The organism is Pseudomonas sp. LBUM920, from assembly GCF_003852315.1.
Lineage (GTDB): Bacteria > Pseudomonadota > Gammaproteobacteria > Pseudomonadales > Pseudomonadaceae > Aquipseudomonas.
This window is the reverse complement of the sequence record NZ_CP027762.1, coordinates 6,444,960-6,470,137: the sequence shown is the minus strand read 5'-3', so window position 1 is coordinate 6,470,137 and position 25,178 is coordinate 6,444,960. Positions and strand designations below refer to the sequence as shown.

General features: G+C 61.3%; 19 protein-coding genes. 10 read left to right on the top strand and 9 right to left on the bottom strand.

The genetic code is table 11. The features are described 5' to 3' along the window. Positions 1-26 precede the first annotated feature (26 nt). The 3 genes from zigA to C4J83_RS30085 are packed head-to-tail and all read left to right on the top strand — an operon-like array spanning position 27 to position 2,883. A complete protein-coding gene (zigA, locus tag C4J83_RS30095; protein WP_124418795.1) occupies positions 27-1,232 on the top strand; it encodes a zinc metallochaperone GTPase ZigA in 1,206 nt (401 codons plus the stop codon). Then, positions 1,232-1,876, top strand: a complete 645-nt coding sequence (locus C4J83_RS30090) for a DUF1826 domain-containing protein (RefSeq protein WP_124418794.1) — start codon at positions 1,232-1,234, stop codon at positions 1,874-1,876. The genes zigA and C4J83_RS30090 overlap by 1 nt, the downstream gene beginning before the upstream one ends. Before the next feature lie 44 nt (positions 1,877-1,920). After that, entirely contained in the window at positions 1,921-2,883 is a 963-nt protein-coding gene (locus C4J83_RS30085; protein WP_124418793.1) for a CobW family GTP-binding protein, read from the top strand. Here the strand turns inward: C4J83_RS30085 and C4J83_RS30080 are convergent. Further along, positions 2,877-3,272, bottom strand: a complete 396-nt coding sequence (locus C4J83_RS30080; protein WP_106575929.1) for a DUF3301 domain-containing protein — start codon at positions 3,270-3,272, stop codon at positions 2,877-2,879. The genes C4J83_RS30085 and C4J83_RS30080 overlap by 7 nt on opposite strands. A 117-nt stretch (positions 3,273-3,389) precedes the next feature. On the opposite strand from C4J83_RS30080, the gene pdxY reads away from it, so the two are divergent. Further along, complete coding sequence (gene pdxY / locus C4J83_RS30075; protein ID WP_106575928.1) at positions 3,390-4,262, top strand: pyridoxal kinase PdxY; 873 nt, start codon at positions 3,390-3,392, stop codon at positions 4,260-4,262. 129 nt (positions 4,263-4,391) lie between these two features. Here the strand turns inward: pdxY and C4J83_RS30070 are convergent, their stop codons facing one another. After that, positions 4,392-4,877 carry an acyl-CoA thioesterase gene (locus C4J83_RS30070; RefSeq protein ID WP_076013223.1) on the bottom strand — a complete coding sequence of 162 codons (486 nt, stop codon included), beginning with the start codon at positions 4,875-4,877 and terminating at the stop codon, positions 4,392-4,394. 292 nt (positions 4,878-5,169) lie between these two features. Between C4J83_RS30070 and C4J83_RS30065 the strand changes: the two genes are divergently transcribed. Beyond that, positions 5,170-6,933, top strand: a complete 1,764-nt coding sequence (locus C4J83_RS30065; RefSeq protein ID WP_124418792.1) for a cation:proton antiporter — start codon at positions 5,170-5,172, stop codon at positions 6,931-6,933. Positions 6,934-7,061: 128 nt separating this feature from the next. Here the strand turns inward: C4J83_RS30065 and C4J83_RS30060 are convergent, their stop codons facing one another. From C4J83_RS30060 to uvrD, 3 genes are all read right to left on the bottom strand, one after another. Then, positions 7,062-7,469 (bottom strand): SMI1/KNR4 family protein, encoded by a 408-nt coding sequence (locus tag C4J83_RS30060; RefSeq protein WP_017135771.1) that lies wholly within the window; start codon positions 7,467-7,469, stop codon positions 7,062-7,064. 135 nt (positions 7,470-7,604) lie between these two features. Then, positions 7,605-8,474 carry a Tim44 domain-containing protein gene (locus tag C4J83_RS30055; protein WP_106575926.1) on the bottom strand — a complete coding sequence of 290 codons (870 nt, stop codon included), beginning with the start codon at positions 8,472-8,474 and terminating at the stop codon, positions 7,605-7,607. Positions 8,475-8,699: 225 nt separating this feature from the next. Continuing rightward, positions 8,700-10,883: a DNA helicase II gene (gene uvrD, locus C4J83_RS30050; RefSeq protein WP_124418791.1), complete on the bottom strand. Its 2,184-nt coding sequence runs from the start codon at positions 10,881-10,883 to the stop codon at positions 8,700-8,702. A 279-nt stretch (positions 10,884-11,162) separates the two neighbouring features. Here uvrD and C4J83_RS30045 point away from each other — a divergent pair, with 279 nt between their 5' ends. From C4J83_RS30045 to C4J83_RS30895, 3 genes are all read left to right on the top strand, one after another. Continuing rightward, on the top strand, positions 11,163-14,036 hold the full coding sequence (locus C4J83_RS30045; RefSeq protein ID WP_124418790.1) for a GGDEF domain-containing phosphodiesterase: 2,874 nt from the start codon (positions 11,163-11,165) through the stop codon (positions 14,034-14,036). A gap of 162 nt (positions 14,037-14,198) precedes the next feature. Then, positions 14,199-15,065 carry a transcriptional regulator HexR gene (gene hexR, locus C4J83_RS30040; RefSeq protein WP_010168370.1) on the top strand — a complete coding sequence of 289 codons (867 nt, stop codon included), beginning with the start codon at positions 14,199-14,201 and terminating at the stop codon, positions 15,063-15,065. A 219-nt stretch (positions 15,066-15,284) separates the two neighbouring features. Then, the gene (locus tag C4J83_RS30895; protein ID WP_106575923.1) at positions 15,285-15,479 is read left to right on the top strand and encodes a PA3496 family putative envelope integrity protein; all 195 of its coding nucleotides are present in this window, start codon (positions 15,285-15,287) and stop codon (positions 15,477-15,479) included. On the opposite strand, the gene C4J83_RS30030 is transcribed toward C4J83_RS30895, so the two are convergent. Further along, entirely contained in the window at positions 15,409-16,383 is a 975-nt protein-coding gene (locus C4J83_RS30030) for a LysR family transcriptional regulator (protein WP_124418789.1), read from the bottom strand. The genes C4J83_RS30895 and C4J83_RS30030 overlap by 71 nt on opposite strands. Before the next feature lie 195 nt (positions 16,384-16,578). On the opposite strand from C4J83_RS30030, the gene C4J83_RS30025 reads away from it, so the two are divergent. Continuing rightward, positions 16,579-17,994 (top strand): acetyl-CoA carboxylase biotin carboxylase subunit, encoded by a 1,416-nt coding sequence (locus tag C4J83_RS30025; RefSeq protein WP_003213442.1) that lies wholly within the window; start codon positions 16,579-16,581, stop codon positions 17,992-17,994. Positions 17,995-18,005: 11 nt separating this feature from the next. Further along, positions 18,006-19,814 carry a sodium-extruding oxaloacetate decarboxylase subunit alpha gene (gene oadA, locus C4J83_RS30020; protein ID WP_124418788.1) on the top strand — a complete coding sequence of 603 codons (1,809 nt, stop codon included), beginning with the start codon at positions 18,006-18,008 and terminating at the stop codon, positions 19,812-19,814. Between the two features lie 79 nt (positions 19,815-19,893). Here the strand turns inward: oadA and C4J83_RS30015 are convergent, their stop codons facing one another. From C4J83_RS30015 to C4J83_RS30005, 3 genes are all read right to left on the bottom strand, one after another. Further along, positions 19,894-21,120, bottom strand: coding sequence for an autotransporter outer membrane beta-barrel domain-containing protein (locus C4J83_RS30015; protein ID WP_372239286.1), 1,227 nt, complete (start codon positions 21,118-21,120; stop codon positions 19,894-19,896). A gap of 197 nt (positions 21,121-21,317) precedes the next feature. Continuing rightward, positions 21,318-24,287, bottom strand: coding sequence for an autotransporter outer membrane beta-barrel domain-containing protein (locus C4J83_RS30010; RefSeq protein ID WP_124418786.1), 2,970 nt, complete (start codon positions 24,285-24,287; stop codon positions 21,318-21,320). Between the two features lie 214 nt (positions 24,288-24,501). Continuing rightward, the gene (locus C4J83_RS30005; protein ID WP_124418785.1) at positions 24,502-25,173 is read right to left on the bottom strand and encodes a GNAT family N-acetyltransferase; all 672 of its coding nucleotides are present in this window, start codon (positions 25,171-25,173) and stop codon (positions 24,502-24,504) included. Between the last annotated feature and the right edge of the window lie 5 nt (positions 25,174-25,178).

Here is a 25,178-nt window from a genome sequence, read left to right as displayed (position 1 = left end):
CGGCCAACCCTGATGAGGAACACCTGATGCCCAATCGTCTCCCCGTTACCGTGTTATCCGGCTTTCTCGGCGCCGGTAAAAGCACGCTGCTCAACTACGTCCTGCGCAACCGCGACAACCTGCGGGTGGCGGTGATCGTCAACGACATGAGCGAAATCAACATCGACGGCAGCGAGGTGCAGCGCGACGTCACCCTCAACCGCTCCGAAGAAAAACTGGTGGAGATGAGCAACGGCTGCATCTGCTGCACCTTGCGTGAAGACTTGCTGGAAGAAGTCGGAAAACTCGCCAAGGAAGGTCGGTTCGATTACCTGTTGATCGAGTCCACCGGCATTTCCGAGCCGTTGCCCGTGGCCGAAACCTTCACCTTTCGAGACGAAAACGAACAAAGCCTGGCCGATATTGCGCGTCTGGACACCATGGTCACCGTGGTCGACGGCATGAATTTCCTGCTCGACTACCAGGCCGCCGAAAGCCTGGCCTCACGTGGTGAAACCCTGGGAGAGGAGGACGAACGCTCAATCACCGATCTGCTGATCGAGCAGATCGAATTCGCTGACGTAATCCTGATCAGCAAGATCGACCTGATCAGCAGCCGTGAGCGCGAGGAACTGATGGCGATTCTCGAACGCCTCAACGCTCAGGCCGAAATTATCCCGATGGTCATGGGCGAAGTGCCGCTGAACAAAATCCTCAACACCGGTCGCTTCGACTTCGAGCGCGCCGCCCAAGCGCCAGGTTGGTTACAGGAACTGCGCGGTGAACATGTGCCGGAAACCGAAGAGTACGGCATCGCCTCCACGGCCTATCGCGCGCGCCGGCCGTTTCATCCTCAGCGTTTTTTCGACTTTATCGACCGCCCGTGGGTGAACGGCAAACTGCTGCGCTCCAAAGGCTTTTTCTGGCTGGCCAGCAAGCATCAGGATGCAGGCAGTTGGTCCCAGGCTGGCGGGCTGATGCGCCATGGTTTTGCCGGGCGCTGGTGGCGTTTTGTGCCGAAAAGCCAATGGCCGCAGGATGAAGAAAGCGTAGCGGCGATCATGGCCAACTGGCAGCTGAGTACCGGTGATTGCCGTCAGGAATTAGTGTTCATCGGGCAAAATATCGACTTCAACCAGATGCGCGCCGAACTGGACGCCTGCTTGCTCACCGATGAAGAAATGGCCGCTGGCGTCGAAGGTTGGCGCCTGCTGGCTGATCCTTTTGGCCCTTGGTTCGAGCAGGTAGCCTGATGCTGGCCCCGGTTATTCCATTGCGCCCCGTGATCCGCCAAACGTGCGGTGAAACGCCGCTGGCGCTGGCTGACATCCTGGAAGACGGGGTGAACCTGGCGGTTTGGCAACGCCAGTTGCCTCTGCATATCGCCGAGTTTGGAGCCTTGCTGGTTGCGCTGAACGAGCCGCTCGCCGACTCCTTTGTCATCGAGCTCAATGCCGAAGACGCGGTGCCGAACTTGCAGGGGTTGGCGTCCAGTTGCCGAGATCTTGAAGGCTACGAGGGCTTTATTGCTGATGTGTCTTGGTTGGTCAGCGCGTTTGCCTGTTTGCTGGGCGCCAAGCGCATTGGCGTGCGCTTGCGGCTGCTGGACAAGGCCATGTGCCCGCGTTTTCACGTTGACCATGTGCCGGTGCGACTGATCACCACCTACGCCGGCATTGGTAGCCAGTGGTTGCGCGAAGGCGTTATGGACCGCCGCAAACTGGCCCAGTCGGACGCGGCACCCACCGAGCGCATCGAGCAGATCCTCTGTGGCGAAGTCGCCATGCTCAAGGGCACTCAATGGCATGGCAACGAAGCTCACGGCTTGATTCATCGCTCGCCTGCACTCAAGGCTGATGAGCGGCGGTTGATCCTGACGCTGGATTGGCTCGCATAACCGGGTAGGATCAAGCTCTCTACACGGTCTGAATGATGCCACTGATGCTGCAGAATATTCCCACCCACGTGATTGCCGGGCCGTTGGGCGCCGGCAAGACCAGCCTGATCAAACACCTGCTCGCCCAACGCCCGGCCAACGAGCGCTGGGCCGTGTTGATCAACGAGTTCGGGCAGATCGGTCTGGACGCTGCCTTGCTCACTCAGGATGACGACGGCATTGCTTTGGGCGAGGTGGCAGGCGGCTGCCTGTGTTGTGTGAATGGTGCACCGTTCCAGGTAGGCCTGGGCCGCCTGCTGCGTAAGGCCAAGCCTGATCGGCTGTTTATCGAGCCCTCCGGGCTGGGCCATCCGGCGCAGCTACTCAAACAACTGCGTCAGGCGCCGTGGCAACAGGTGCTCGCCGTTCAGCCGTGCGTGCTGGTGCTGGATGCCCAGGCGCTGGCGGCGGGTAAACCCTTGCCTGATGCGCAACGCGAGACGCTGGCCAGTGCCGGGCTGTTGGTGTTGAACAAGGATGAGGCGCTGGATGCCGCGCAGCGCCAGGCCATTGAACAGCAATTACCCGACTGCCCGCTTTACTGGACGCGCCAGGCGCACGTGCCGCTCGACCTGTTGCCCGGCTTGGATGCGAAAGGCCGCACTGCTGTGGATAACGTCGAAGTGCCCCAAGGCTTGGCGCAGATACCGGCGATCTGGACCGATCCGACGCTGCCAATCTGCCTCAGCCAGGCTCAAAAAGATGGCTGGAGCATCGGCTGGCGCTGGCATCCTGGCCAGCGCTTCGACACCGTGCGCCTGCACGGCTGGCTGAAAAATCTGGTGTGGCGGCGCGCCAAACTGGTTATCCACAGCCCTGAAGGATGGCTCAGCGCCAACGCTGTGGATAACGGCGCACTTCTCTGGCAACCGAGCGAATGGCGCCGTGACTCACGTATTGAATTGATCTTCGGCCAGCCACAGGACGTGGCTGCATTGCAGGACGCTTTAGCCGCCTGCCGTCAGTGACGGTTTTTGCTGGCGTGGTCCTGGCGCCATTGGCTCAGCTCGATCACTTCAGCGCTGGGCAGCGGCGTTTTGATCTCGAACGGGTAGGGCGCCAGTTCGATCTGCGCGCTGTGAGCGCCAAACTGAGTGATCGTCCCGGGATGGCGGGCTTCGCCGGTTACGGTGAACTCAAAGTTATAGATGCGCGCCAGACGCCGCCGGCCCTTGGCATCCTTCACAAAACCGATGCGTTTCAACGCCACCGCGCCATCGAGCAGCTCGATATCGAGCTTGGCGCAATGCTGCTTGACCCGCTCCAGCGCCCGCTCGCGCAGGCCGTGGTTGTGCCAGACCCAGGCGGCGCCGGTCGCCAGCAGCATCAACACAAAGATGTTTCCCAGGGTCAGCATGCGATGAACTCCAACAAAGTGAGAGCAGCTTAACTGTGTCTCTGGTCTGTCGTACAGGCCGTGTTTAGTCGCATACTGCGCGGCCAGAATTTCAATGGCTTTACGGAAATCTCCCGCATGAAACGCACACCTCATCTGCTTGCGATCCAGTCTCATGTGGTTTTTGGCCACGCCGGAAACAGCGCCGCCGTGTTCCCCATGCAGCGGGTCGGGGTGAATGTCTGGCCGCTCAACACGGTGCAGTTCTCCAATCACACTCAGTATGGACAGTGGGCGGGCGAAGTGTTGGCGCCGCAGCAAATTCCGGCGCTGGTGGAAGGGATTGCCGCAATCGGCGAGTTGGGTAACTGCGATGCCGTGCTGTCTGGCTACCTCGGCAGTGCGGCCCAGGGCCGTGCGATTTTGACGGGCGTGGCGCGCATCAAGGCCATCAACCCCAAGGCCTTGTACTTGTGCGACCCGGTGATGGGCCACCCGGAAAAGGGTTGTATCGTGCCCCAGGAAGTCAGCGATTTCCTGTTGGACGAAGCGGCAGCGATGGCGGATTTCCTTTGCCCCAACCAACTGGAGCTGGACAGCTTTGCCGGGCGCAAGCCGCAATCGCTGTTCGATTGCCTGGGCATGGCCAAGGCGCTGCTGGCGCGCGGACCCAAGGCCGTGCTGGTCAAGCACCTGGATTATCCGGGCAAGCTGCCGGATGGTTTTGAGATGCTGTTGGTGACTGCCGATGGCAGCTGGCACTTGCGTCGGCCACTGCTGGCGTTCCCGCGTCAGCCGGTGGGCGTGGGCGACCTGACGTCGGGGCTGTTCCTGGCGCGGGTGCTGCTCGGTGACAGCCTGTTGGCAGCCTTCGAATTCACGGCCGCTGCGGTGCATGAAGTGCTGCTGGAAACCCAGGCCTGCGCCAGCTACGAGCTGGAACTGGTCCGCGCCCAAGACCGCATCGCCCATCCTCGCGTGCGCTTCGAAGCCACACCGATCGGTCTGTAACCCAACAAAACCCATGTGGCAGCGGGCTTGCCCGCGATAGCGGTGGGTCAGCCAGTACATGCACTACTGACAGATCGCTATCGCGGGCAAGCCCGTTCCCACATTTTGATCGGGTTTAGAGCTGGGGTCTTACGGCCCGTCTGCCTTGATTTCCTGATAGCGCTTTTCCAGCTCCTGGCGAATCTGCCGGCGCTGCTGCGCCTGCACGAACCGGCGCTTGTCTTCGCTGTTGTGCGGCTGCAGTGGCGGCACGGCGGCGGGTTTGCGCTGGTCGTCCACGGCCACCATGGTGAAGAAGCAGCTATTGGTATGGCGCACCGAGCGCTCGCGGATGTTCTCGGTCACCACCTTGATGCCCACTTCCATCGACGTGTTGCCGGTGTAGTTGACCGAGGCGAGAAAGGTCACCAGCTCGCCGACATGGATCGGTTCGCGAAAAATCACCTGGTCCACCGACAAGGTCACTACATAGCGACCGGCATAACGGCTCGCACAGGCGTAGGCCACTTCGTCGAGGTACTTGAGCAGGGTGCCGCCGTGAACATTGCCTGAGAAGTTGGCCATGTCAGGGGTCATCAGTACCGTCATCGACAGCTGGGCGTTTCCGGGTTCCATAGCACACTCACGGGTTGTAGGCATCGGTTGGGGTGGCACCTCTGCGGGTGCTGAAATCTTTGCAGCGCCATCCCTAACGGGACGCCGGTGGGCGGCTTGCCGTCACGCCTGCACCGATCTGTTTCCATATATTGCACCGGCTTTCTGCCGGAAGTCGCGGTGTTAACCTTCAAAAGCCCGTCTCAGGGCATTTCTTACGATTAAGGCCGACTTTTCCTTCCGCATATTGCGACCGTTCATAGGTGCCGGTGGAAGTGGGAAAAGCGCCAGTACCCTCAAGGAGCCCCTCGCCATGCACGCCATCAGTTTTATCCAGGATCTGGCTGTGATCATGCTGGTGGCAGGGGTTGTCACCATCCTGTTTCACCGCCTCAAGCAACCGGTGGTGCTGGGGTATATCGTTGCCGGGTTCATTATCGGCCCCCACACGCCACCGTTCGGCCTGATCCACGACGAAGACACCATCAAGACCCTCGCCGAGCTGGGGGTGATCTTCCTGATGTTCTGCCTGGGCCTGGAGTTCAGCCTGCGCAAGCTGTTCAAGGTCGGCGCCACGGCGTTTATCGCCGCATTCCTCGAAATCATCCTGATGATCTGGATTGGCTACGAAATCGGCCGCTGGTTCGATTGGAATACCATGGACTCGCTGTTCCTCGGCGCCATCCTGGCGATCTCCTCGACCACCATCATCGTCAAGGCACTCAACGACCTGAAGATGAAAAACCAGCGCTTTGCCCAGCTGATTTTCGGCGTGCTGATCGTGGAAGACATCCTCGGTATCGGCATCATTGCCTTGCTGTCGAGCATCGCGGTCAGCGGCACGGTCAGCTCCGGCGAAGTGTTTTCCACCGTCGGCAAACTCTCGCTGTTCATGATCGTCGCGCTGGTCATCGGCATACTGCTGGTGCCGCGCCTGCTGGCCTATGTGGCCAAGTTCGACAGTAACGAGATGCTGCTGATCACTGTGCTCGGCCTGTGTTTCGGCTTCTGCCTGCTGGTGGTAAAGCTCGAATACAGCATGGTGCTGGGCGCGTTCCTGATCGGCGCGATCATGGCCGAGTCCCGTCAGTTGATTAAGATCGAACGCCTGATCGAGCCGGTTCGCGACATGTTCAGCGCGATCTTCTTTGTCGCGATTGGCTTGATGATCGACCCACAAATCCTGCTGCAATACGCTTGGCCCATCGCGGTAATCACCGTGGCGGTGGTGCTGGGCAAAATGTTGTCCTGCGGCCTGGGGGCGTTTATCGCCGGCAATGACGGCCGCACCTCACTGCGCGTGGGCATGGGGCTGTCACAGATTGGGGAATTTTCCTTCATCATCGCCGCATTGGGGATGACCTTGCAGGTGACCAGCGACTTCCTCTACCCGGTGGCCGTGGCGGTGTCGGCGATTACCACGCTGCTCACGCCGTACCTGATTCGCGGCGCCGACCCGTTATCGTTGAAGATTGCGGCGGTGATGCCCAAGCGCATGAGCCGGGTGTTCGGTATGTATGGCGAATGGTTGCGCAGCATCCAGCCTCAGGGCGAGGGCGCAATGCTGGCGTCGATGATTCGCAAGATCATCCTGCAAGTGGGGGTAAACCTGGCATTGGTGGTGGCGATCTTCTTCGCCGGCGGCTTTTTTGCGGCGCGCATCGGTGGGTATCTGGAAGGCTGGATCATTGATCCAAGCTGGCAAAAGGCGTTGATCTGGGGCGGGGCGTTGTTGTTGTCGCTGCCGTTTTTGATTGCGGCGTATCGCAAGCTCAAGGCGCTGTCGATGTTGCTGGCAGAGATGAGCGTCAAGCCGGAAATGGCCGGAAGGCATACCCAGCGCGTACGACGAGTGATCGCTGAATTGATCCCCATCCTGTCGCTGCTGGTGATTTTCCTGCTGCTGGCAGCCTTGTCGGCCAGTATCTTGCCAACCAACAAGTTGCTGGTGCTGATCGCCGTGGTGGCAGCAGCGGTGGCGGCGGTGCTGTGGCGGTGGTTCATCCGCGTGCATACGCGGATGCAGGTTGCCTTGCTGGAGACCCTGGATAACCACAAGGACACGCCGGAGCACTAAGCCGAGCGGCGCATTCTTGTGGCGAGCGAGCCTGCTCGCGCTAGGCTGCGCAGTCGCCCTGAAAACAGTCACCTCGCCATCTGGAAAGCGCATCACCCTGGTTGGGGCTACTGCGCAGCCCAGCGGAATCAGCTTTCCAGCCAGACGTCCCGCGCCCAGTGCCACACCGATTCCCAAGTTTCTTCGGTAACCAGTTCTTCTTCGCCGGACCACAGCACCACGGTGCCGTCTTCTTCGACGCAGTAGTAGTCGTCGCCGTCCTGGCAGATCGGGATCATGCTGCGGTCAACACCGGCATCCCACGCGTTGGCGGCCACGTCCGGCAGGTAGGTGTGGGACTGCGGGTCGGTAACCGTCACCGGCTCCAGGCTGCCATACACCACGTCGCTGACGGTGAGCAGGAATTCGCGGAAGACAAACGGGATGTCGATGAACAGTTGTTCTTCGATTTCTACAATTTGGTCTTCGTCAGGCAGTTCCAGAGGAACCGGGACCGGTTCGTTGGCTTCACGCAATTGTTCGATGATTTCTTCCACGGCCGGGATCCTCTTGCTAGTTGGCGCGGTTAATAGGGCGTTTTATACAGTAGCTCGCTATAAGTGCAACCGCGAAATAGAAAACCCCGGAACATGTCCGGGGTTTTTATTACCAAGTGCTCAAGCGTGCGGTTATCAGCCGTTCTGGCGGATACCGGCGACCAGCCAAGGCTGGTTGTCGCCCTGGGCGCGCTCCATGTTCCAGCTTTCGCTGAACACTTCGCCCTGGTCGAAACGCGAGGTCTTCGACACGCCGCTGAAGGTCAGGGTGGCGATGGTCTTGTCGGCGCGATCATCCACACCTTCCAGTTGTACGCGCAGGTCGTCGATGTAGGTCGACTGGAAACCGTCGCCCAGGTCGGCACGTTCGCGCTTGAGGAACTCCAGCAGTTGTGGGGTCACGAACTCGGAGATCTTGTCCATTTCGTTGGCGTCCCAGTGCTGTTGCAGGGACTGGAAGTGGCTGCGGGCCGCTTCGACGAAACGCTCTTCGTTGAACCAGGCCGGTGCATTGATCACCGGACGAGCGGTGGCAGGTGCTGGCGAACCACCAAAGATCGAACCTGTAGTTGGTTTTTGCTCGAAGACTTCACGCTGCATCGGCGCGCCGGCTGGAGCCATGTGCTCCTGCTGTTTGCGGCGACGGGCGGCGATGAAGCGGAAGATCAAGAAGGCGATAACCGCCATGATCAGGATGTCGAATATCTGCATGCCCTGGAAGCCGCCGCCCATGAACATGGATGCGAGCAGGCCACCGGCGGCGATACCGGCCAGAGGGCCTAACCAGCGCGAAGCACCGCCGGCCTTGGCAGCCGCGCCAGCAGCACCGGCTGCACCGGCGGTTGCTGCAGCACCGCCGGCACCGGCGGAAGGAGCCATTTGGCTGGTCTGGTGAGTCGGTGCCGAGCCCATGCTTTTGCCGCCACCGAAGCGCTTGGCGTTGGCGTCGAGGCTCATCGTCAGGCCGATGCACAACGCCATGGCGATGCTAAGAAAACGTTTCATAAAGGGAATTCCCATTTGTGGATTGCACGCGCGCCATGTTGCACAGGTGTCGTGACAGTGGCTAGCGGCATAATGTTTCGGGCTTTTACGTAAGACCAATTCCGAAGGGTCTGTAGGACTAGTTACAGATATTGGCCCGAGCAGGCGAAAAACAAGGGAGGGGCATGATTCTTCACATTGCAGGCGCCCGGCCAGCCGGGCGCCTAACAGGGAGCATGCAGTGTTTCAGATCGCTTCGAGCTTGGCGTAGCCCATCATCAGCCACTTGCTGCCTTCGGCGAAATTCACCTGCACCCGTGCCTGGGCGCCAGCGCCTTCGAAGTTGAGGATCACGCCTTCGCCGAACACCGAATGCCTGACCTGCTGGCCAAGGCTGAACTGGGTTTCCGGAATCTCGGAACCGGCAAACAGGGTGCTGGAGCTCTGCTGCTGGCCGCCGCCGAACGGGCGGCTAACGCTGTTGGACAGGCGCACTTCCTGGATCAGTCCCTTCGGCACTTCACGTACGAAACGCGACACCTTGTTGTAGGTCTCGCTGCCGTACAGGCGTCGTGTTTCGGCGTAGGTCATCACCAGGTTCTGCATGGCACGGGTGATGCCCACGTAAGCCAGGCGGCGTTCTTCCTCAAGGCGGCCGGGCTCTTCCAGGCTCATCTTGTGCGGGAACAAGCCTTCTTCCATGCCCACCAGGAACACATACGGGAATTCCAGGCCCTTGGCGCTGTGCAAGGTCATCAGCTGGATGCTGTCTTCATGCTCATCGGCCTGAGTATCACCGGCTTCCAGCGACGCATGCCCGAGGAAGGCGGCAAGCGGCGTCAGCTCTTCATCTTCATCAGTGTTTTCGAACGCGCGGGCGGCGCTGACCAGTTCTTCAAGGTTTTCTACCCGCGCCTGGCCCTTCTCGCCTTTTTCCGCTTCGTGATAGGCGATCAGGCCCGATTGCTCAATCACGGTCTGGGTCATCAAATGCAGCGGCATTTCCGCGCATTTGTCGGCAAGGTTCTCGATCAGCTCGACGAACACTCCCAAGGCACCGGCAGCGCGGCCGGCCAGGCCCTTATTGGCGATCAGCAAGCGCATGGCTTCCCACATCGACACATCGGCGTGGCGCGCGTGGTCGCGGATGGCCTCGACGGTTTTCTCGCCGATGCCACGCGCCGGAACATTGATCACCCGCTCCAGCGCCGCATCGTTACCACGGCCCTCGAGCAAGCGCAGGTACGCCATGGCGTTCTTGATTTCCGCACGCTCGAAGAAGCGCTGGCCGCCATAGATGCGGTACGGAATACGTTCGCGCAGCAGGGCTTCTTCCAATACCCGCGATTGGGCGTTGGAGCGGTACAAGATGGCGATATCGTTACGCGCCAGCCCGGTTTTCAACGCGCTTTCGATGGTTTCCACTACGTAACGCGCTTCATCGTGCTCATTGAACGCGGCGTACAGGTTGATTGCTTCGCCTTCGCCGCCGTCGGTCCACAGCTCTTTGCCCATGCGCCCGGTGTTATTGGCGATCAGTGCGTTGGCAGCCTTGAGGATGCCGGCGGTGGAGCGGTAATTCTGCTCCAGACGGATAGTGATCGCGTCCGGGAAGTCGTCGGAGTACTGGTAGATGTTCTCGATTTTCGCGCCACGCCAGCCGTAGATCGACTGGTCGTCATCGCCCACCACCATCAGGCTGTCGCCGCCTTTGGCCAGCAAGCGCAACCAGGCGTACTGCACGGCGTTGGTGTCCTGAAACTCGTCCACCAGGATATGCCGGAAGCGCTTCTGGTAATGCGCCAGCAAGCCTGGGTTGTCGCGCCACAGGTCGAGGGCGCGCAGCAGCAGCTCGGAGAAGTCGATCACGCCGGCACGCACGCAGGCGGCCTCGTAGGCTTCATAAATGCTGCGCATGGTGGCCAGGAACAAATCGCCGCTGGCCTGAATATGTTGCGGGCGCAGGCCTTCGTCTTTCTGGCCGTTGATAAACCATTGCGCCTGGCGCGCGGGCCAGCGCTGTTCGTCCAGGCCCAGCTCACGGATCACGCGCTTGACCAGGCGCTGCTGGTCATCACTGTCGAGGATCTGGAAAGTCTGGCTCAGTCCCGCTTCCTGCCAATGCGCCCGCAACAAGCGGTGGGCCAGGCCGTGGAAGGTGCCTACCCACATGCCGGCCGGGCTGATGCCCATCAACTGCTCGATGCGGTGGCGCATCTCGGCAGCAGCCTTGTTGGTGAAGGTCACCGACAGGATGGAATGCGGGGACGCGTTTTCAACCTGGATCAACCAGGCGATACGGTGCACCAGCACTCGGGTTTTACCGGAGCCAGCACCGGCCAGGACCAACTGACGGCCAACGGGGGCTGCTACGGCCTGGCGTTGGGCATCGTTGAGGGAGTTCAGCAAAAGGGAGAGATCATCGCGCATCGGCGCATTCTAGGGTGCCCGGGGGAGTGGGGCAAATCCCAATGCCGGGTGGTCACTCGAAAACCTCAGGAGTGTTTCGAGCCGCACAAACATTCTGGTGGGGCTGATGACCGGTCGGTCATAGGCCACAGCCCGCGCAGCATCTCGCTCAAGCTGTCTGGCCCCGAGTTTTGCGGCGGTTTATCGTGCGGTTTTTATGACTTGGAGCAGTTTGGCCCAAGCGCTTGCTTGTGTATGCTCCGTGCACGTTTCGGGCTCACCATTATAAGAACACTGCCTATGACTCTCAGTCCCGACCTGTTCGGCCCCTCGGCGGTGCCTGTGCACGTCATCCGTAAATATTACGCAACCGAGATGGCGGTCGAACGCACTCGCCTGCTCTACCAAGGTTCATTGCTGCCGACTTTATTGATGTTGGTGAACGGCCTGGTCTGCGCCTGGTTGCTGTGGAACCCCAAGCAATATCTGTTGGACAGCGTGTGGCTGGTCTGGCTGCTCGCCCTGGTGGCCTTGCGCGTCATTCAAGTGGCGGCGTTCGATTCGGCCATGCCCAGCCGCCAGGCCCAGCCGATCTGGCGGCGCATGTTCATGCTCGGCTCGGCGGTCAGTGGCCTGACGTTAGCCACCGCCGCCATTGCGCTGGTGCCGGCGGACAGCTTCATGCAGCAGGCCTGGGTGTTCGGCCTGATCGGCGCGGCAACGCTGTCGGCCAGCGTGGCTTATGCCGTGAGCCTGCCTGCGTTCCTGTCCTTTGCCGTGCCGTGTCTGGTGCCGGCCATCCTTTATCTGTTTTGGAACGGCACGGCGCAACAGCAAGGTTGGGGCGTGCTTGGCCTGATCCTGCTGGGCTCTCTGAGCCTGGTGGCGTGGCAGGTTAACCGCCTGATCCAGCGTGGCCTGCTGCGACGCTTTCAGAACCAGGCGCTGATCGAGCATTTACAGCAGGCGCAGCAGCGCAGCGAGCAGTTGAATCAGGAATTGGTGCGCGAAGTCGAGCAGCGCCGCCAGGTCGAACAGGACCTGCGCGAGGCCCAGATCGGTCTGCAAGACCGCGTGGCGCAACGCAACCAGGAACTGGACGCCGCCAGCCTGGCCCTGAACAAAAGTGAAGCGCGCCTGGCCATGGCGCTGCAGGCCAGCGAACTGGGGCTGTGGGACTGGAACCTGCAGACCGATGAAGTCCATCACACTCAGCTCAAGGAGTTGTTCGGCCTGGAGCCCGAGTACGTCACGGCAATGCTCAGCCACCTCAAGCCGCGCCTGCACCCCGACGACTTGCCGCTGCTCAAGCGCGCACTGGTGGAGCATCTCAAAGGCCGCACCGAGGATTACCAGGTTGAATACCGCGTGCGCCACGGCGACGGTCATTGGGTCTGGATCGAAGACCGCGGCCGCGCCGTAGAGCGTTCGCCCAGTGGCCGGGTAACGCGCATGCTCGGCACCCGCCGCGACATCAGCGCCGGCAAGGCCCTGGAAGAACAGCAGCGGCTGGCCTCGACCGTGTTCGAGGCGGCCAGCGAAGGCATCGTGATTCTTGACCCGAACTATGCGCTGATCGCCGTCAATCAGGCTTTCAGCCGTGTCACCGGCTTTGAAATCGACGACATGCTCGGCCGCAACGTCGTGGAACTGCCCAGCAGCCGTGACGCGCGTCGCCACTTTCCGGTGATTCGCCAGGCCCTGCTCAGCCACGGTACCTGGCAGGGCGAACTGGTTGAAACGCGCAAGAATGGCGAACTGTACCCGCAATGGCTGCAGCTGAACGTGGTGCGCGATGTTCGCGGAAACGTCAGCCACATTGTGGGCTTCTTCGCCGATCTGTCGGCGCGGCGTGAGTCCGAAGAGCGCATGCGCTACCTCACGCACTATGACGAGTTGACGGGCCTGGCCAACCGTTCACTGTTCCGCGAGCGACTGCGCGAAGCCCATGCGCGTGTGCGTCAGGGCGGGCGTAGCCTGGCGTTGCTGCATATCAACCTCGACCGCTTCAAGCTGCTGAACGACAGCCTGGGCCATGAAGTCGCCGACCAGCTGTTACAGAAAATGGCCCGTCGTTTGATCAACGCGTTGCCCGAGGCTGACACCATTGCGCGTCTGTCCGGCGATGAGTTCGCCGTGCTGTTCGACGCCTACGGCAACCTGTCGAGCCTGGCGCGAGTGGCCACGCGGCTCCTGGCGAAGCTGCGGGTGCCGGTGACGGTAGACGGGCATGAGTTGGTGGTCAGTGCCTCAATGGGTGTCAGCCTGTTGCCGGATAATGCGCGGGAAATTTCCGCGTTGGTCAGTCAGTCCAACATGGCCATGCAACATGCCAAGCACTTGGGCGGCAACAACTTCCAGTTTTACACCGACAGCCTGCAAGCCAGCACGCTTGAGCGGTTGCAGCTGGAGAACCACTTGCGCAAGGCCATCGAAGAGCGCCAGCTCACGGTGTTCTATCAGCCCAAACTGTGCCTGGCCACCGGCAAGCTGAATGCCGCCGAGGCGCTGATTCGCTGGGAGCATCCGCAGTGGGGCATGGTGCCGCCGGGGGACTTTATTGGCCTGGCCGAAGAAACAGGCCTGATCGTGCCGCTGGGCGAATTCGTCTTGCGCCAGGCCTGTTGGCAAGCGTGCGAATGGCAGCGCCAGGGGTTGGCGCCGATTCGGGTGTCGGTGAACCTTTCCGTGCACCAGTTGCGCCAGGGCAAGTTGGTCAGCCTGGTGCGCCAAGTGCTCGAAGAAACCGGCCTTGACCCGCAATACCTCGAATTGGAACTGACCGAGAGCCAACTGCTCGACAGCGTCGAGCACATCATTGCCACCTTCCAGCAACTGCGCGACCTGGGCGTGAAGCTGGCCATTGACGACTTTGGCACCGGCTACTCGTCCCTCAGCTACCTCAAGCGCATCCCCGTGGATTACGTGAAGATCGATCAGACGTTCATCCGCGGCCTGGGCCAGGGCCGCGAAGACGCCGCGATTACGCGTGCAATCATTGCCATGGCCCATGGGCTGGCGCTCAAGGTGGTGGCCGAAGGTGTGGAAGATCAGCAGCAGCTGGATTTCCTGCGAGGGGAGCGCTGTGACGAAGTGCAGGGCTATCTGATCAGTCGGCCGGTGGAGGCCAAGGCGCTGGCAGATTTGTTACGAAAAAATGCAGACTTTCCTTAAAGACGGCCAGGCCGCCTGTGTGGCTACACGGCGGCTGCCCGCTGATTCAAAGGGCATCAGGGCGATTTAGTGATGCATCGGACGGGCAAAACGGCAATTCTTGTAGTATAACTACAAGCTTGCTACATCCCTGGCGCCTGCCAATAACAAGAGTCCTGCCCTTTGAACCTGTTGCAACATATCGCCCAGTCGCGCCACCTGTTACGCAAATCGGAACTCAAGGTTGCCGATCACGTGCTGCTTGACCCTGCGGCCGTGATGCACAGTTCCATGGCCGACCTGGCCCACAGCGTGGGCATCAGTGAGCCGACCATCGTGCGTTTTTGCCGTGCCATTGGTTGCTCCGGGTTTCAGGACTTGAAGCTCAAGCTGGCCCAGAGCCTGGCGGCGGGTGCGAGCTTTGGGCAGTTTGCGATTCACGAAGACGACTCCGTCGCCGACTACAGCCTGAAAATCTTCGACACCACCTTGCACACCCTGATGGAAGTGCGAGAAAAACTCGACCCAGTGGAATTGCAGAAGGCCGTGACCGCAATGTCCCAGGCCCAGCGCGTCGAATTTTACGGCTTCGGTGCGTCGGGCGCCGTTGCTGCCGACGCCCAGCACAAATTCTTCCGCCTGCTGCTCACTGCAGCGGCTTACAGCGATCCGCACATGCAGGCGATGTCGGCGGTCACGCTGAAGCCCACGGATGTGGCGATCTGCATCTCCCAGTCCGGTCGCTCAAAAGACCTGCTGATCACCGCCAACCTGGTGCGTGAAAGCGGCGCGACGCTGATCACGCTGTGCCCAAGCCAGACGCCATTGGCGGAACTGTCGACGGTGAACCTGGCGATCGACGTGCACGAAGACACCGAAATCTACACCCCGCTGACCTCGCGCATCGCCCACCTGGTGGTGATCGACGTGCTGGCGATGGGCGTGGCCATGGCGCGCGGCCCGAGCCTGGTCAACCACCTCAAGAGCGTGAAGCGCAGCTTGCGCAGCCTGCGTCTCTCGCCAAAATCGGTCAAAGCCCTCGACGACTGATTCAAGGTCGCACCCCGTCAAATGTGAGAGCTGGCTTGCCGGCGATAGCGTCACCTCGGTTTAACTGAAAACCTGCGGTGCTTGCATCGCAGGGAGCCAGCTCCTACAGGCAATCTCCTTCAATTTCGGAATATTCATCGTCCTGTAACCCCCACGCCGCCAAACCGTCATCCGCCGCGCCCATCCTGAACTCCCCGTACTCGCATTGGGAGACTCAACATGGCCCGGCAATACGAAGACAGCAGCACCGTCAAAACCCGTCGTCAGCAAGAAGACCAGCGCCGCATGGCGTTTCGTCGCGCAATCGAAGACCGTTGCGAAGAGCGCCAATTGCTCCAGAGCATCACGGACTACCCGGAACTCCATTGGCAGGCACCCGCGGCTGCCCAGCGAAGCGCTCAGCCAACGCGCTGATCTGCACCCGTTCGCTGCGGATAAAGCCCAGGAACGCGTGGGCCACCGGTGACAGGCGCTTGGCCTTGGCCTGCACCAGGCACCAACTGCGGTACAGCGGCAGTTCTTCCACCGGCAGCTCCTTGAGCCCGCCGGTGGCCAGCTCCAGGTTGACCGCGTGGCGCGTCAGCAACGCCACGCCCAACCCTGCGTTCACGCACTCACGCTGCGCCTCGGCCGAAGCCACTTCCACCGTCTGGGTGAAGTGCACGCGTTTTTCCTTGAAGTACTCCTCGCAGGCCAGTCGCGTGCCGGAGCCCGGCTCGCGCACCAGCAGCGTGTACGGTTCCAGGTCCTGCAAACGCAGCGGGCCTTGCAGGCTCAAGGGATGGTCGGGCTGCGCCACGGCGACAATCGGGTTGTTCAAAAACGGCAGGAATTCCAGGCCCATGTCCTGGGGCACCATGGACATGATCACCAAGTCATCACGGTTGTCTGAAAGCCTTCGAATCACCTGGGCACGATTGACGACTGTCAGGTGCAATTGCACCTCCGGGTGCTGGCGCTTGAAGGCGGCAAACAGGTGTGGCACGAAGTACTTGGCACTCGATTCGATCGCCAGCTTCAACTGGCCCTGCAGCGAGCCCTGCATGTCCGACAGCTGCATATCGAGGTTTTCCAGGCGCCCGAAAATATCCCGGCTGGCGCGTTGCAAGGCTTCGGCGGCCTCGGTCATGTAGAGCTTTTTGCCGACGTAATCGAACAGCGGCTGGCCGATCAGCTCTTCCAGCTGACGAATTTGTAGGCTTACGGCTGGTTGTGTGAGGGACATTTCCTCGGCGGCACGGCTGTAGGAGCGCAAATCACAGACTTCGTTGAAAATCTGCAACTGACGTAATGTCATACGCATCAATGACTTACGCATTATTTCAATCCTCTCGCCCCGGGCCGTCCGGCCAACTATAAGTGTTTACTTATACACAACCCAATAATTATTGATTTTTGTTAATCCTCCGTTGCGCCTAGTGTGTGTCTCGCGACTGTCATGAAACATTTGGTCACGCGCCGACTCGGATCCAACCGGTCGAAGACGCAGCAAACGGCTCAAGGGAATTTCCAAGTGATAAAAAAGATCCTGATCGCCAACCGTGGTGAGATTGCCGTACGAATCGTGCGTGCCTGCGCCGAGATGGGCATTCGCTCGGTCGCGGTTTACTCGGACGCCGACCGCCACGCGTTGCACGTCAAACGTGCCGACGAAGCCCACAGCATTGGTGCCGAGCCTCTGGCCGGCTACCTGAACCCGCGCAAGCTGGTGAACCTGGCCGTGGAAACCGGCTGTGATGCGCTGCACCCCGGCTACGGTTTCCTGTCGGAAAACGCCGAGTTGGCAGACATCTGCGCCGAACGCGGGATCAAATTCATCGGTCCGTCGGCCGAAGTGATTCGCCGCATGGGCGACAAGACCGAAGCGCGCCGCAGCATGATCAAGGCCGGTGTGCCGGTGACGCCCGGCACCGAAGGCAACGTCGCCGACATCGCCGAAGCCCTCACCGAAGGCGACCGCATTGGTTACCCGGTGATGCTAAAAGCCACCTCCGGTGGTGGCGGTCGTGGTATCCGCCGCTGCAACAGCCGCGAAGAACTCGAACAAGCCTTCCCCCGCGTAATTTCCGAAGCCACCAAGGCCTTCGGTTCGGCGGAAGTGTTCCTGGAAAAATGCATCGTCAATCCCAAGCACATCGAAGCGCAAATCCTCGGTGACAGCTTTGGCAACGTGGTGCACCTGTTCGAGCGTGATTGCTCGATTCAGCGCCGCAACCAGAAGCTCATCGAAATCGCTCCAAGCCCTCAGCTCACCCCGGAACAGCGCGCCTACATCGGCGACCTGTCGGTGCGTGCCGCCAAGGCCGTGGGTTACGAGAACGCCGGCACCGTGGAGTTTCTGCTCGCCGAGGGCGAGGTGTACTTCATGGAGATGAACACCCGGGTGCAGGTTGAGCACACCATCACCGAAGAAATCACTGGCATCGACATTGTGCGTGAGCAGATCCGCATCGCCTCGGGCCTGCCGCTGTCGGTGAAACAGGAAGACATCCAGCACCGTGGTTTCGCGTTGCAGTTCCGCATCAACGCCGAAGACCCGAAGAACAACTTCCTGCCCAGCTTCGGCAAGATCACCCGTTACTACGCGCCCGGCGGTCCCGGCGTGCGCACCGACACGGCGATCTACACCGGCTACACCATCCCTCCGTTTTACGACTCCATGTGCCTGAAACTGGTGGTGTGGGCGTTGACCTGGGAAGAAGCCATGGACCGTGGCCTGCGTGCCCTGGACGACATGCGCCTGCAAGGCGTGAAGACCACCGCCGCCTACTACCAGGAAATCCTGCGCAACCCGGAATTCCGCAGCGGCCAGTTCAACACCAGTTTCGTGGAAAGCCACCCTGAGCTGACCAACTACTCGATCAAGCGCAAACCCGAAGAGCTGGCCCTGGCCATCGCCGCCGCCATTGCCGCCCACGCAGGCCTGTGAGGAATATTCCAATGACTAAAAAGATCTTCGTAACCGACACCATCCTGCGCGACGCCCACCAATCGTTGCTGGCGACCCGCATGCGCACCGACGACATGCTGCCGATCTGCGACAAGCTCGACAAAGTCGGCTACTGGTCGCTGGAAGTCTGGGGCGGCGCGACCTTCGACGCCTGTGTACGTTTTCTCAAGGAAGACCCGTGGGAGCGCCTGCGCAAACTGCGCGCTGCGTTGCCCAACACGCGCCTGCAAATGCTGCTGCGCGGCCAGAACCTGTTGGGCTACCGCCACTACAGCGACGACGTGGTCAGAGCCTTCGTCGCCAAGGCTGCGGTGAATGGCATCGACGTGTTCCGCATCTTCGACGCGATGAACGACGTGCGTAACCTGCGCGTGGCCATCGAAGCGGTGAAAGCCGCCGGCAAGCATGCCCAGGGCACCATCGCCTACACCACCAGCCCGGTGCACACCATCGACGCGTTTGTGGCCCAGGCCAAGCAAATGGAAGCGATGGGCTGCGACTCGGTCGCCATCAAAGACATGGCCGGCCTGCTGACGCCGTACGCCACGGGCGAGCTGGTCAAGGCACTCAAAGCCGAGCAGAGCCTGCCGATCTTTATCCACTCTCACGACACGGCGGGTTTGGCCGCGATGTGCCAACTCAAGGCCATCGAAAACGGCGCCGATCACATCGACACCGCCATCTCCAGCTTCGCCTGGGGCACCAGCCACCCAGGCACCGAGTCGATGGTTGCCGCCCTCAAAGGCAGCGAATTCGACACCGGCCTCGACCTGGAACTGCTGCAGGAAATCGGCCTGTATTTCTACGCCGTGCGTAAGAAATACCACCAGTTCGAAAGCGAATTCACCGCCGTCGACACCCGCGTACAAGTCAACCAGGTGCCGGGCGGGATGATTTCCAACCTGGCCAACCAGTTGAAAGAGCAGGGCGCACTCAACCGCATGAGCGAAGTGCTGGCCGAAATCCCGCGCGTGCGTGAAGACCTCGGTTTCCCGCCGCTGGTGACTCCGACCTCGCAGATCGTCGGCACCCAGGCGTTCTTCAACGTGCTGGCCGGCGAGCGCTACAAGACCATCACCAATGAAGTGAAGCTCTACCTGCAAGGCGGCTACGGCAAAGCGCCGGGCACGCTGAATGAAAAACTGCGCCGCCAGGCCATCGGCAGCGAAGAAGTGATCGACCACCGCCCGGCCGACCTGCTCAAGCCGGAAATGACCAAGCTGCGCGGCGAAATCGGCGCGTTGGCCAAGTCCGAAGAAGACGTGCTGACCTACGCGATGTTCCCGGACATCGGGCGCAAGTTCCTCGAGGAGCGTGACGCCGGCACCTTGAGCCCGGAAGTGTTGTTGCCGATTCCTGAGGCCGGCGGCGTAGCGCGTGCCGGTGGCGAAGGCGTGCCGACCGAGTTCGTGATCGACGTGCACGGCGAAAGCTACCGCGTCGACATCACCGGTGTCGGCGTCAAGGCCGAAGGCAAGCGCCACTTCTACCTGTCCATCGACGGCATGCCCGAAGAAGTGGTGTTCGAACCGCTCAACGAGTTCGTCAGCAGCGGCGGCAGCAAGCGCAAGCACGCGACCGAGCCGGGCCATGTCAGCACGGCGATGCCGGGCAATATCGTCGACGTACTGGTCAAGGAAGGCGACGTGGTCAAAGCCGGCCAGGCCGTGCTGATTACCGAAGCCATGAAGATGGAAACCGAAGTGCAGGCCGCGATTGCCGGCAAAGTTTCCGCCGTTCATGTGGCCAAGGGCGACCGGGTCAACCCTGGCGAAATCCTGATTGAAATCGAAGGCTGAGTCACAGCCTTCAAGACAACCGCTTAATCCTCGGGGGGGCAGGTGCCCCCCTTTTTTTTCGCCTGAAATAAAGCGTGGGTCAAAAGCCCATGGCCCATTGGCCCATCAACCCCTGATGGCGGCTGTTGCTGCCAACGTCAGCGGTGTAGGTCAGGCCCAGCGTGTGTTGGGGCGACAGTGCAAGGTCGAGACCGGCGCGCAGGCCCAGGCTGTTGCGGTCCAGGGCGGTGCCTTTGAGGGTGAAGCCGCTGTCGAAATCATCGCGTTTATCCCACGCCGAAGATTGGCGAAGCGTACTGCTGACGTCGCCATAGAGGTGCTGCCAGTGTGTACTCAAGTGGGGGTTGAGGATCATCTGATTGCCCAGGGCATACAGGCTCGACAGGCGCAGGCCGAAAGTGCTGTTCAGGTTCTGCTGGGTTTGTTCGCCGACGTTAAGGGCTGTCACGCCACCTTTTTCGGTGAAGCTGTCGCGGTGATAGCGCTGCCAACCGAGGCCGGCAAAGGGCTCGATGCTGATTGCGGCACCGCCCAGTTGATAGCCCAACTCGGCGAATGCGTTCTGGCTTTGAGCGCTGTACTTGCCCTTGAGTTGGTCGCGCAAGTTGAGGAAGTCGACGTCGACGCTGCGTTTATTTCGCCCATCGTGGTGGCTGTAAATCGCCCCCAGGTGCAGTGCCAGCGGGCCGTCCTGGCGCAAGGCGTAGGCGCCCAGGTGCCAGCTTTCCAGTTCGGCCTTGAAACGTTTGGCGTTCAGGTTGCTGCCTGACTTGGCCCCCATTACGCCCAAGCGCCAGGCGGTGTCCACCGACCAGTCGGCGCCGACCATCAGGCCTTGTGTGCGCTGTTGCAAACCGGCGCTGCCGCGGTGGTCGTCGAGCTTGCCGCTGTTGCCCAGGCCGTTGAACCACACCCGAGCGTCTTCGCGTGTCTGGCCGCTCAGTTCGCGGATCGCCGACAGCAGGTTGGCGTTCAGCTGTTTCAGGCTGTCTTGGGTGGCGGTGCCCAGGTTGGCATGCTGGCTGCCCGCCAATTGCTCAAGCACCGCGCCGACGTTGCCTGGCGCCAGGCTGCCCAGGTAACTGCCCAGGTGCTCGAGTGCGTCCTGTTCGCGCTTGCTCAACGCGCCGGACTCCAACAGGTGATCAATAGCGTAATCAAGCATGATTGCCGCCTGTTTGCCGTTATGGGTGGTGGCATGCTCGACGAGGTAAAACTCATCGGCAGGCGCGGGAGGCGCGCGGTCGTCCACGGCGGGCTGATCGCCCAGAGGGATCTCGTTAAGCCAGTCGCTGTCGTGCTCCATGTTCCTCTGCGCCTGTGCAAACGGAGCAGCTGTGACCACCAGCATGAGGGTAAGGGCTATAGCGAACTGTTTTTGTGCAAGTGACATGTAAATCCAGCCTCATGGAATAAGAGGCCGGAAATTTAGCGAGATGACGGGGCGATAACTGTCAGGCTACCGACCCCTGATTCGCGGGAGTTGTCTTTAGTGCTGAGCGATTAAAAACTCATCTGCCATTGGCCGACCAACGCGTGATTGCGGCTGTTGCTGCCGATCTCGCCGGTGTAGCCCAGGCCCAGGCTATGGCGCGCCGACAAGCCTACGTCCAGCCCGGCTTCGAGTAGCAGGCTGTTGCGGTCCAGGGCGCTGCCTTCGACATTGAACGCTGTGCCGCCGGCCAGGAAAGCCTGGCGCGTGCTGCTGTCGACATCGCCGTAAGTGTGCTTCCAGCCGGCGCTGACACGGGGCGTGAGGCTGATGCCGTTGTCCAGTTGGCTCAGGTGCGCCAGACGCAAACCGAATGTGCTGCTGAAATTGTCCTGGGTCTGACCGTCGACATGCAGTGCGGCGGCACCGCCTTTTTCGTTGTAGCTGTCACGCTGGTAGCGCTGGTAGCCGAGGTTGGCGAATGGCTCGGCACTCAGGTGGCCGCTGCCCATGGCGTAACCGAGTTCGGCAAAGGCCTGCTGGCTGTTGGCGTCATAGTCGCCTTTGGGGCGGTCGTTGAAACCGTTGAAGGCCACCGTGCGTTTACTGTCGCCCTGGTGCCCGCTGTAAGCCGCGCCCAGGCGCAAGGCCAGAGGCCCACTCTGGCGCATGGCGTAGACGCCGGCGTGCCAGCTGTCGACGCTGCCGTCCACGCCGGTGGTGTCCAGGTCGGTCTTCGAATAACCGCCCAGCAAACCCACGCGCCAGTCGCTGTCGAGCGCCCAATCGGCCCCAAGCACTGTGCCTTTGGTGCGTTGGGTCAGGCCGTTGCTGCCGTGCTCGCCATCAAGCTTGCCGTAGCTGCCGATGCCCTGCAGCCATAGGCGGCCACGCGCGTTCGGGTCATTGAGGTTGCGCGCATCGCTGGGTACGCCGCTGGCGGCGAGCACTGGGGTGTCGCGCTGATCAAGCCCGACCATCAAGCCCGCGCCGCCGCCCAATTGATGCATCGCCGCAAGCATGCTGTTGCCTACCTGGGCGCTGGCGCCGAGGGTGGCGCCAGTGAGGTTGGCAGTGCTGCTGCCGGCCAATTGCTCGATGGCTGCACCGGCGGTGGCGGTGGTGGTGGAGAGCAGGGCGTTATACAGCGGATTGTGGGTGCCCAGACCTGCCAGGCTGTTGGCCGCACTGGCGCCGTTGCCGGTAGTGGCGAACTGATTGAAAGCAATGTCGTTACGGGCGTACGTCAGGCCGACTTGGGTAGGGCTGTAATCCAGGCTCGGCGTGAGGAATGCATAGTCGCTGGTGACGGTACCGAATTGCCCCTTGATGCTGCCGGCTTGCAGCACGGTGTAATGGCTCTGCCATGGATACGTGCCGCTGGCAGGGTTGATTGCCAGGGTCGCGCCATTGAGGTTGGCCGTGCCGCCGACCTTGATCGGCGCGCTGCTGCCATCGGCATTCACGCCATAGGCCAGGGTCGAGCCGCTGTCCATGGTCAGGTCGCGGGCGATGGTGGCGGTGCCCAGCGCCGTATTGGTTTGCAGCGTGCCGTTGACCACCAGGCTGCCCACTGAGCCACCTCCGGCGTAGATGCCGCCGGCATCGACTGTCACGTTACCGGCAATGCCGCCCTGGTTGATCAGTTTGGCACCGCTGAAAATCTCGCCGCCGTCGCTGAAATCGCCGCTGCCGGTGAGGGTCCAGGTGCCTTGCTTCACGGCCAGCCATTCAAAATTGCGGCTGTTACCGAAACTGCCGCCTGCAGCATCATCCAGGCTCAGCCGGTCATAACCGGCGCCGCCATCCACCAGGCCGATAAAGCGGCTGCCACTGAGCAACACCAGCGTGTCATCACCGCCGCCCAGATCCACAGCCAGGCCATTGCTGCCGCTGATGGTGCCGCCGTTGATCACGGTGTCGGCAAAGTTGCCGACAAACTTCACGCCAAAGCCATTCAGACCCTGAATGACGCCGTGGTTTTCCAGTGTGGTCGCGGCAACGCCCGGGCCGTCGCTACCGTCGTCCACCAGGATCGCGTTGTTGGCGCCGCTGACCAGCGCACCCTTGGCGTTGTACACATAACCGCCGCCCAGGGCGATGCCTTCGCTGCCGTTGGCAAAACCATTTTTGTCGACACCGCCGGCACCGATGCCCTGGATGATGCCGTAGTTTTCGATATGCGCGATTTTGTCGATGTCCACGCCATCGCCGTCGCCGTCCGGCTGCAACCCGGAGAAGGCGCCGGTGATGGTGCCGTGGTTGATCACCGTGCCGTCGCCGTCGGAGCCAAAGCCCGAGCCGTTGCGGCCAATCACCGTGCCGTAGTTGGTCAGCGACGCACCCAGGTCGGTGGTGATGCCATGGCGACCGCCAGAAATCAGGCCGTAGTTGGTCACCGTCACACCGGTGGCGGAATCGATATCGACGCCGTCGAATTTGTCATCGCGCGAGAACGTGTCGCCGGTGGAGATCTCGCCATAGTTGGTAATGTTTGCATTGGCGCCGGTCTTCATGCCGTCACTGGCATCGCCACGAATCAACCCACCGGCGCGGTTGATGATCGTGGTCGTCACGTTGGTGCTGCGGATCGCATCCAGGTCCAGCCCTTGGCCGGTGGCCGAGCGAAGGGTGCCGCTGTTGTCGATCAACAAACGGCCGCTGGCAAAGTTGCTGTTGATGCGCAGCGCGTCATTGGCGCCCTGGATTACACCGCCCGCGAGGTTGTAGACGCTGTAGTTGCGCGCCCCGGTGAGCGTGCCCGAACTGTCGATTGCGCGCCCGCCGGTTGAGACCAGCTTGCCCGCGTTGGTGATCACCACGCCCGCCCCGCTGGTGCCATCCTTGAGCGTGACGGCCACGCCGGAGGTGGTGATGCTGCCCGGCGCAGTGGTGGTCAACGAATCGTTGCCGGTCAGGGTTTGCCCCGCGGTGGTGGGCGTGTCGATCTGCACGGTTTTGGTCGGCGCAGGCGCCGCTTCAGCGAGGCTGCTGGCCAATAACGTGATGGCGAGTGCGAGGCGGTGGGGCGACGGGGGCATGGCGGACGACCTTGTTATGGAAACGAGTCGACCTGTATAGCGAAGGGTGATTGCAGGAATGTGTCGGGGAGATGACAGCAGTGGGCCCGCTGCAGATCAACTGTGGCGCGGGCTTGCTGGCGAAAGCGGTGTGTCAGGTATTGCAGGTGTTGACTGGTCTACCGTCTTCGCCAGCAAGCTCGCGCCTACATTGGTTGTGTGTTGTGGCTCAGAATCAGGCCCGGCACTCGGCCAGTGTTTTCAGTTGGCCAGAACCCTGCTGGTTCGCCTCGGACAGCCACGCTTCAAACCCTGCTCCAAGGGTTGGCCATTCCGAATCCAGGATCGAATACCACGCCGTATCGCGGTTCTGCCCCTTGACCACCATGTGCTGGCGGAACACGCCTTCAAAGCTGAAGCCCAAGCGCTGCGCCGCGTATTTGGAACGGGCATTGGCGTTGTTGCACTTCCATTCCAGGCGACGGTAGCCCTGCTCAAAAGCGTGATTGGCCAGCAGGTACACCGCTTCGGTGCTTTTGGGCGAGCGTTGCATCGGCGCGCCGAAGGTCACGTGGCCGATCTCGATGCGGCCCTGGGCCGGGACGATGGACATCAGGCTGAGGATGCCCTGTACCTCGCCGCTCTGGCGGTCGATCACGCTGAAGAAGTACGGGTCGCCGTGCTGGGCATGGTTGTTGAGCCAGGCATCAAACGCGGCGCGCTCGGGGAAGGGGCCATAAGGTAAATAGTCCCAGAGCTTCGGATCGGCGCCAGGGCCTTCAAGGGCCTGGAACAGGCCATCGCCATGACGCGCGGGGTCGAGTTTTTCCAGGCGGATGAAACGCCCTTCGAGTACTTGAACGGTGGGCGCGGGAACGCCTTTCCAGTCGGCGGGTGAGATAGGCATGCGGA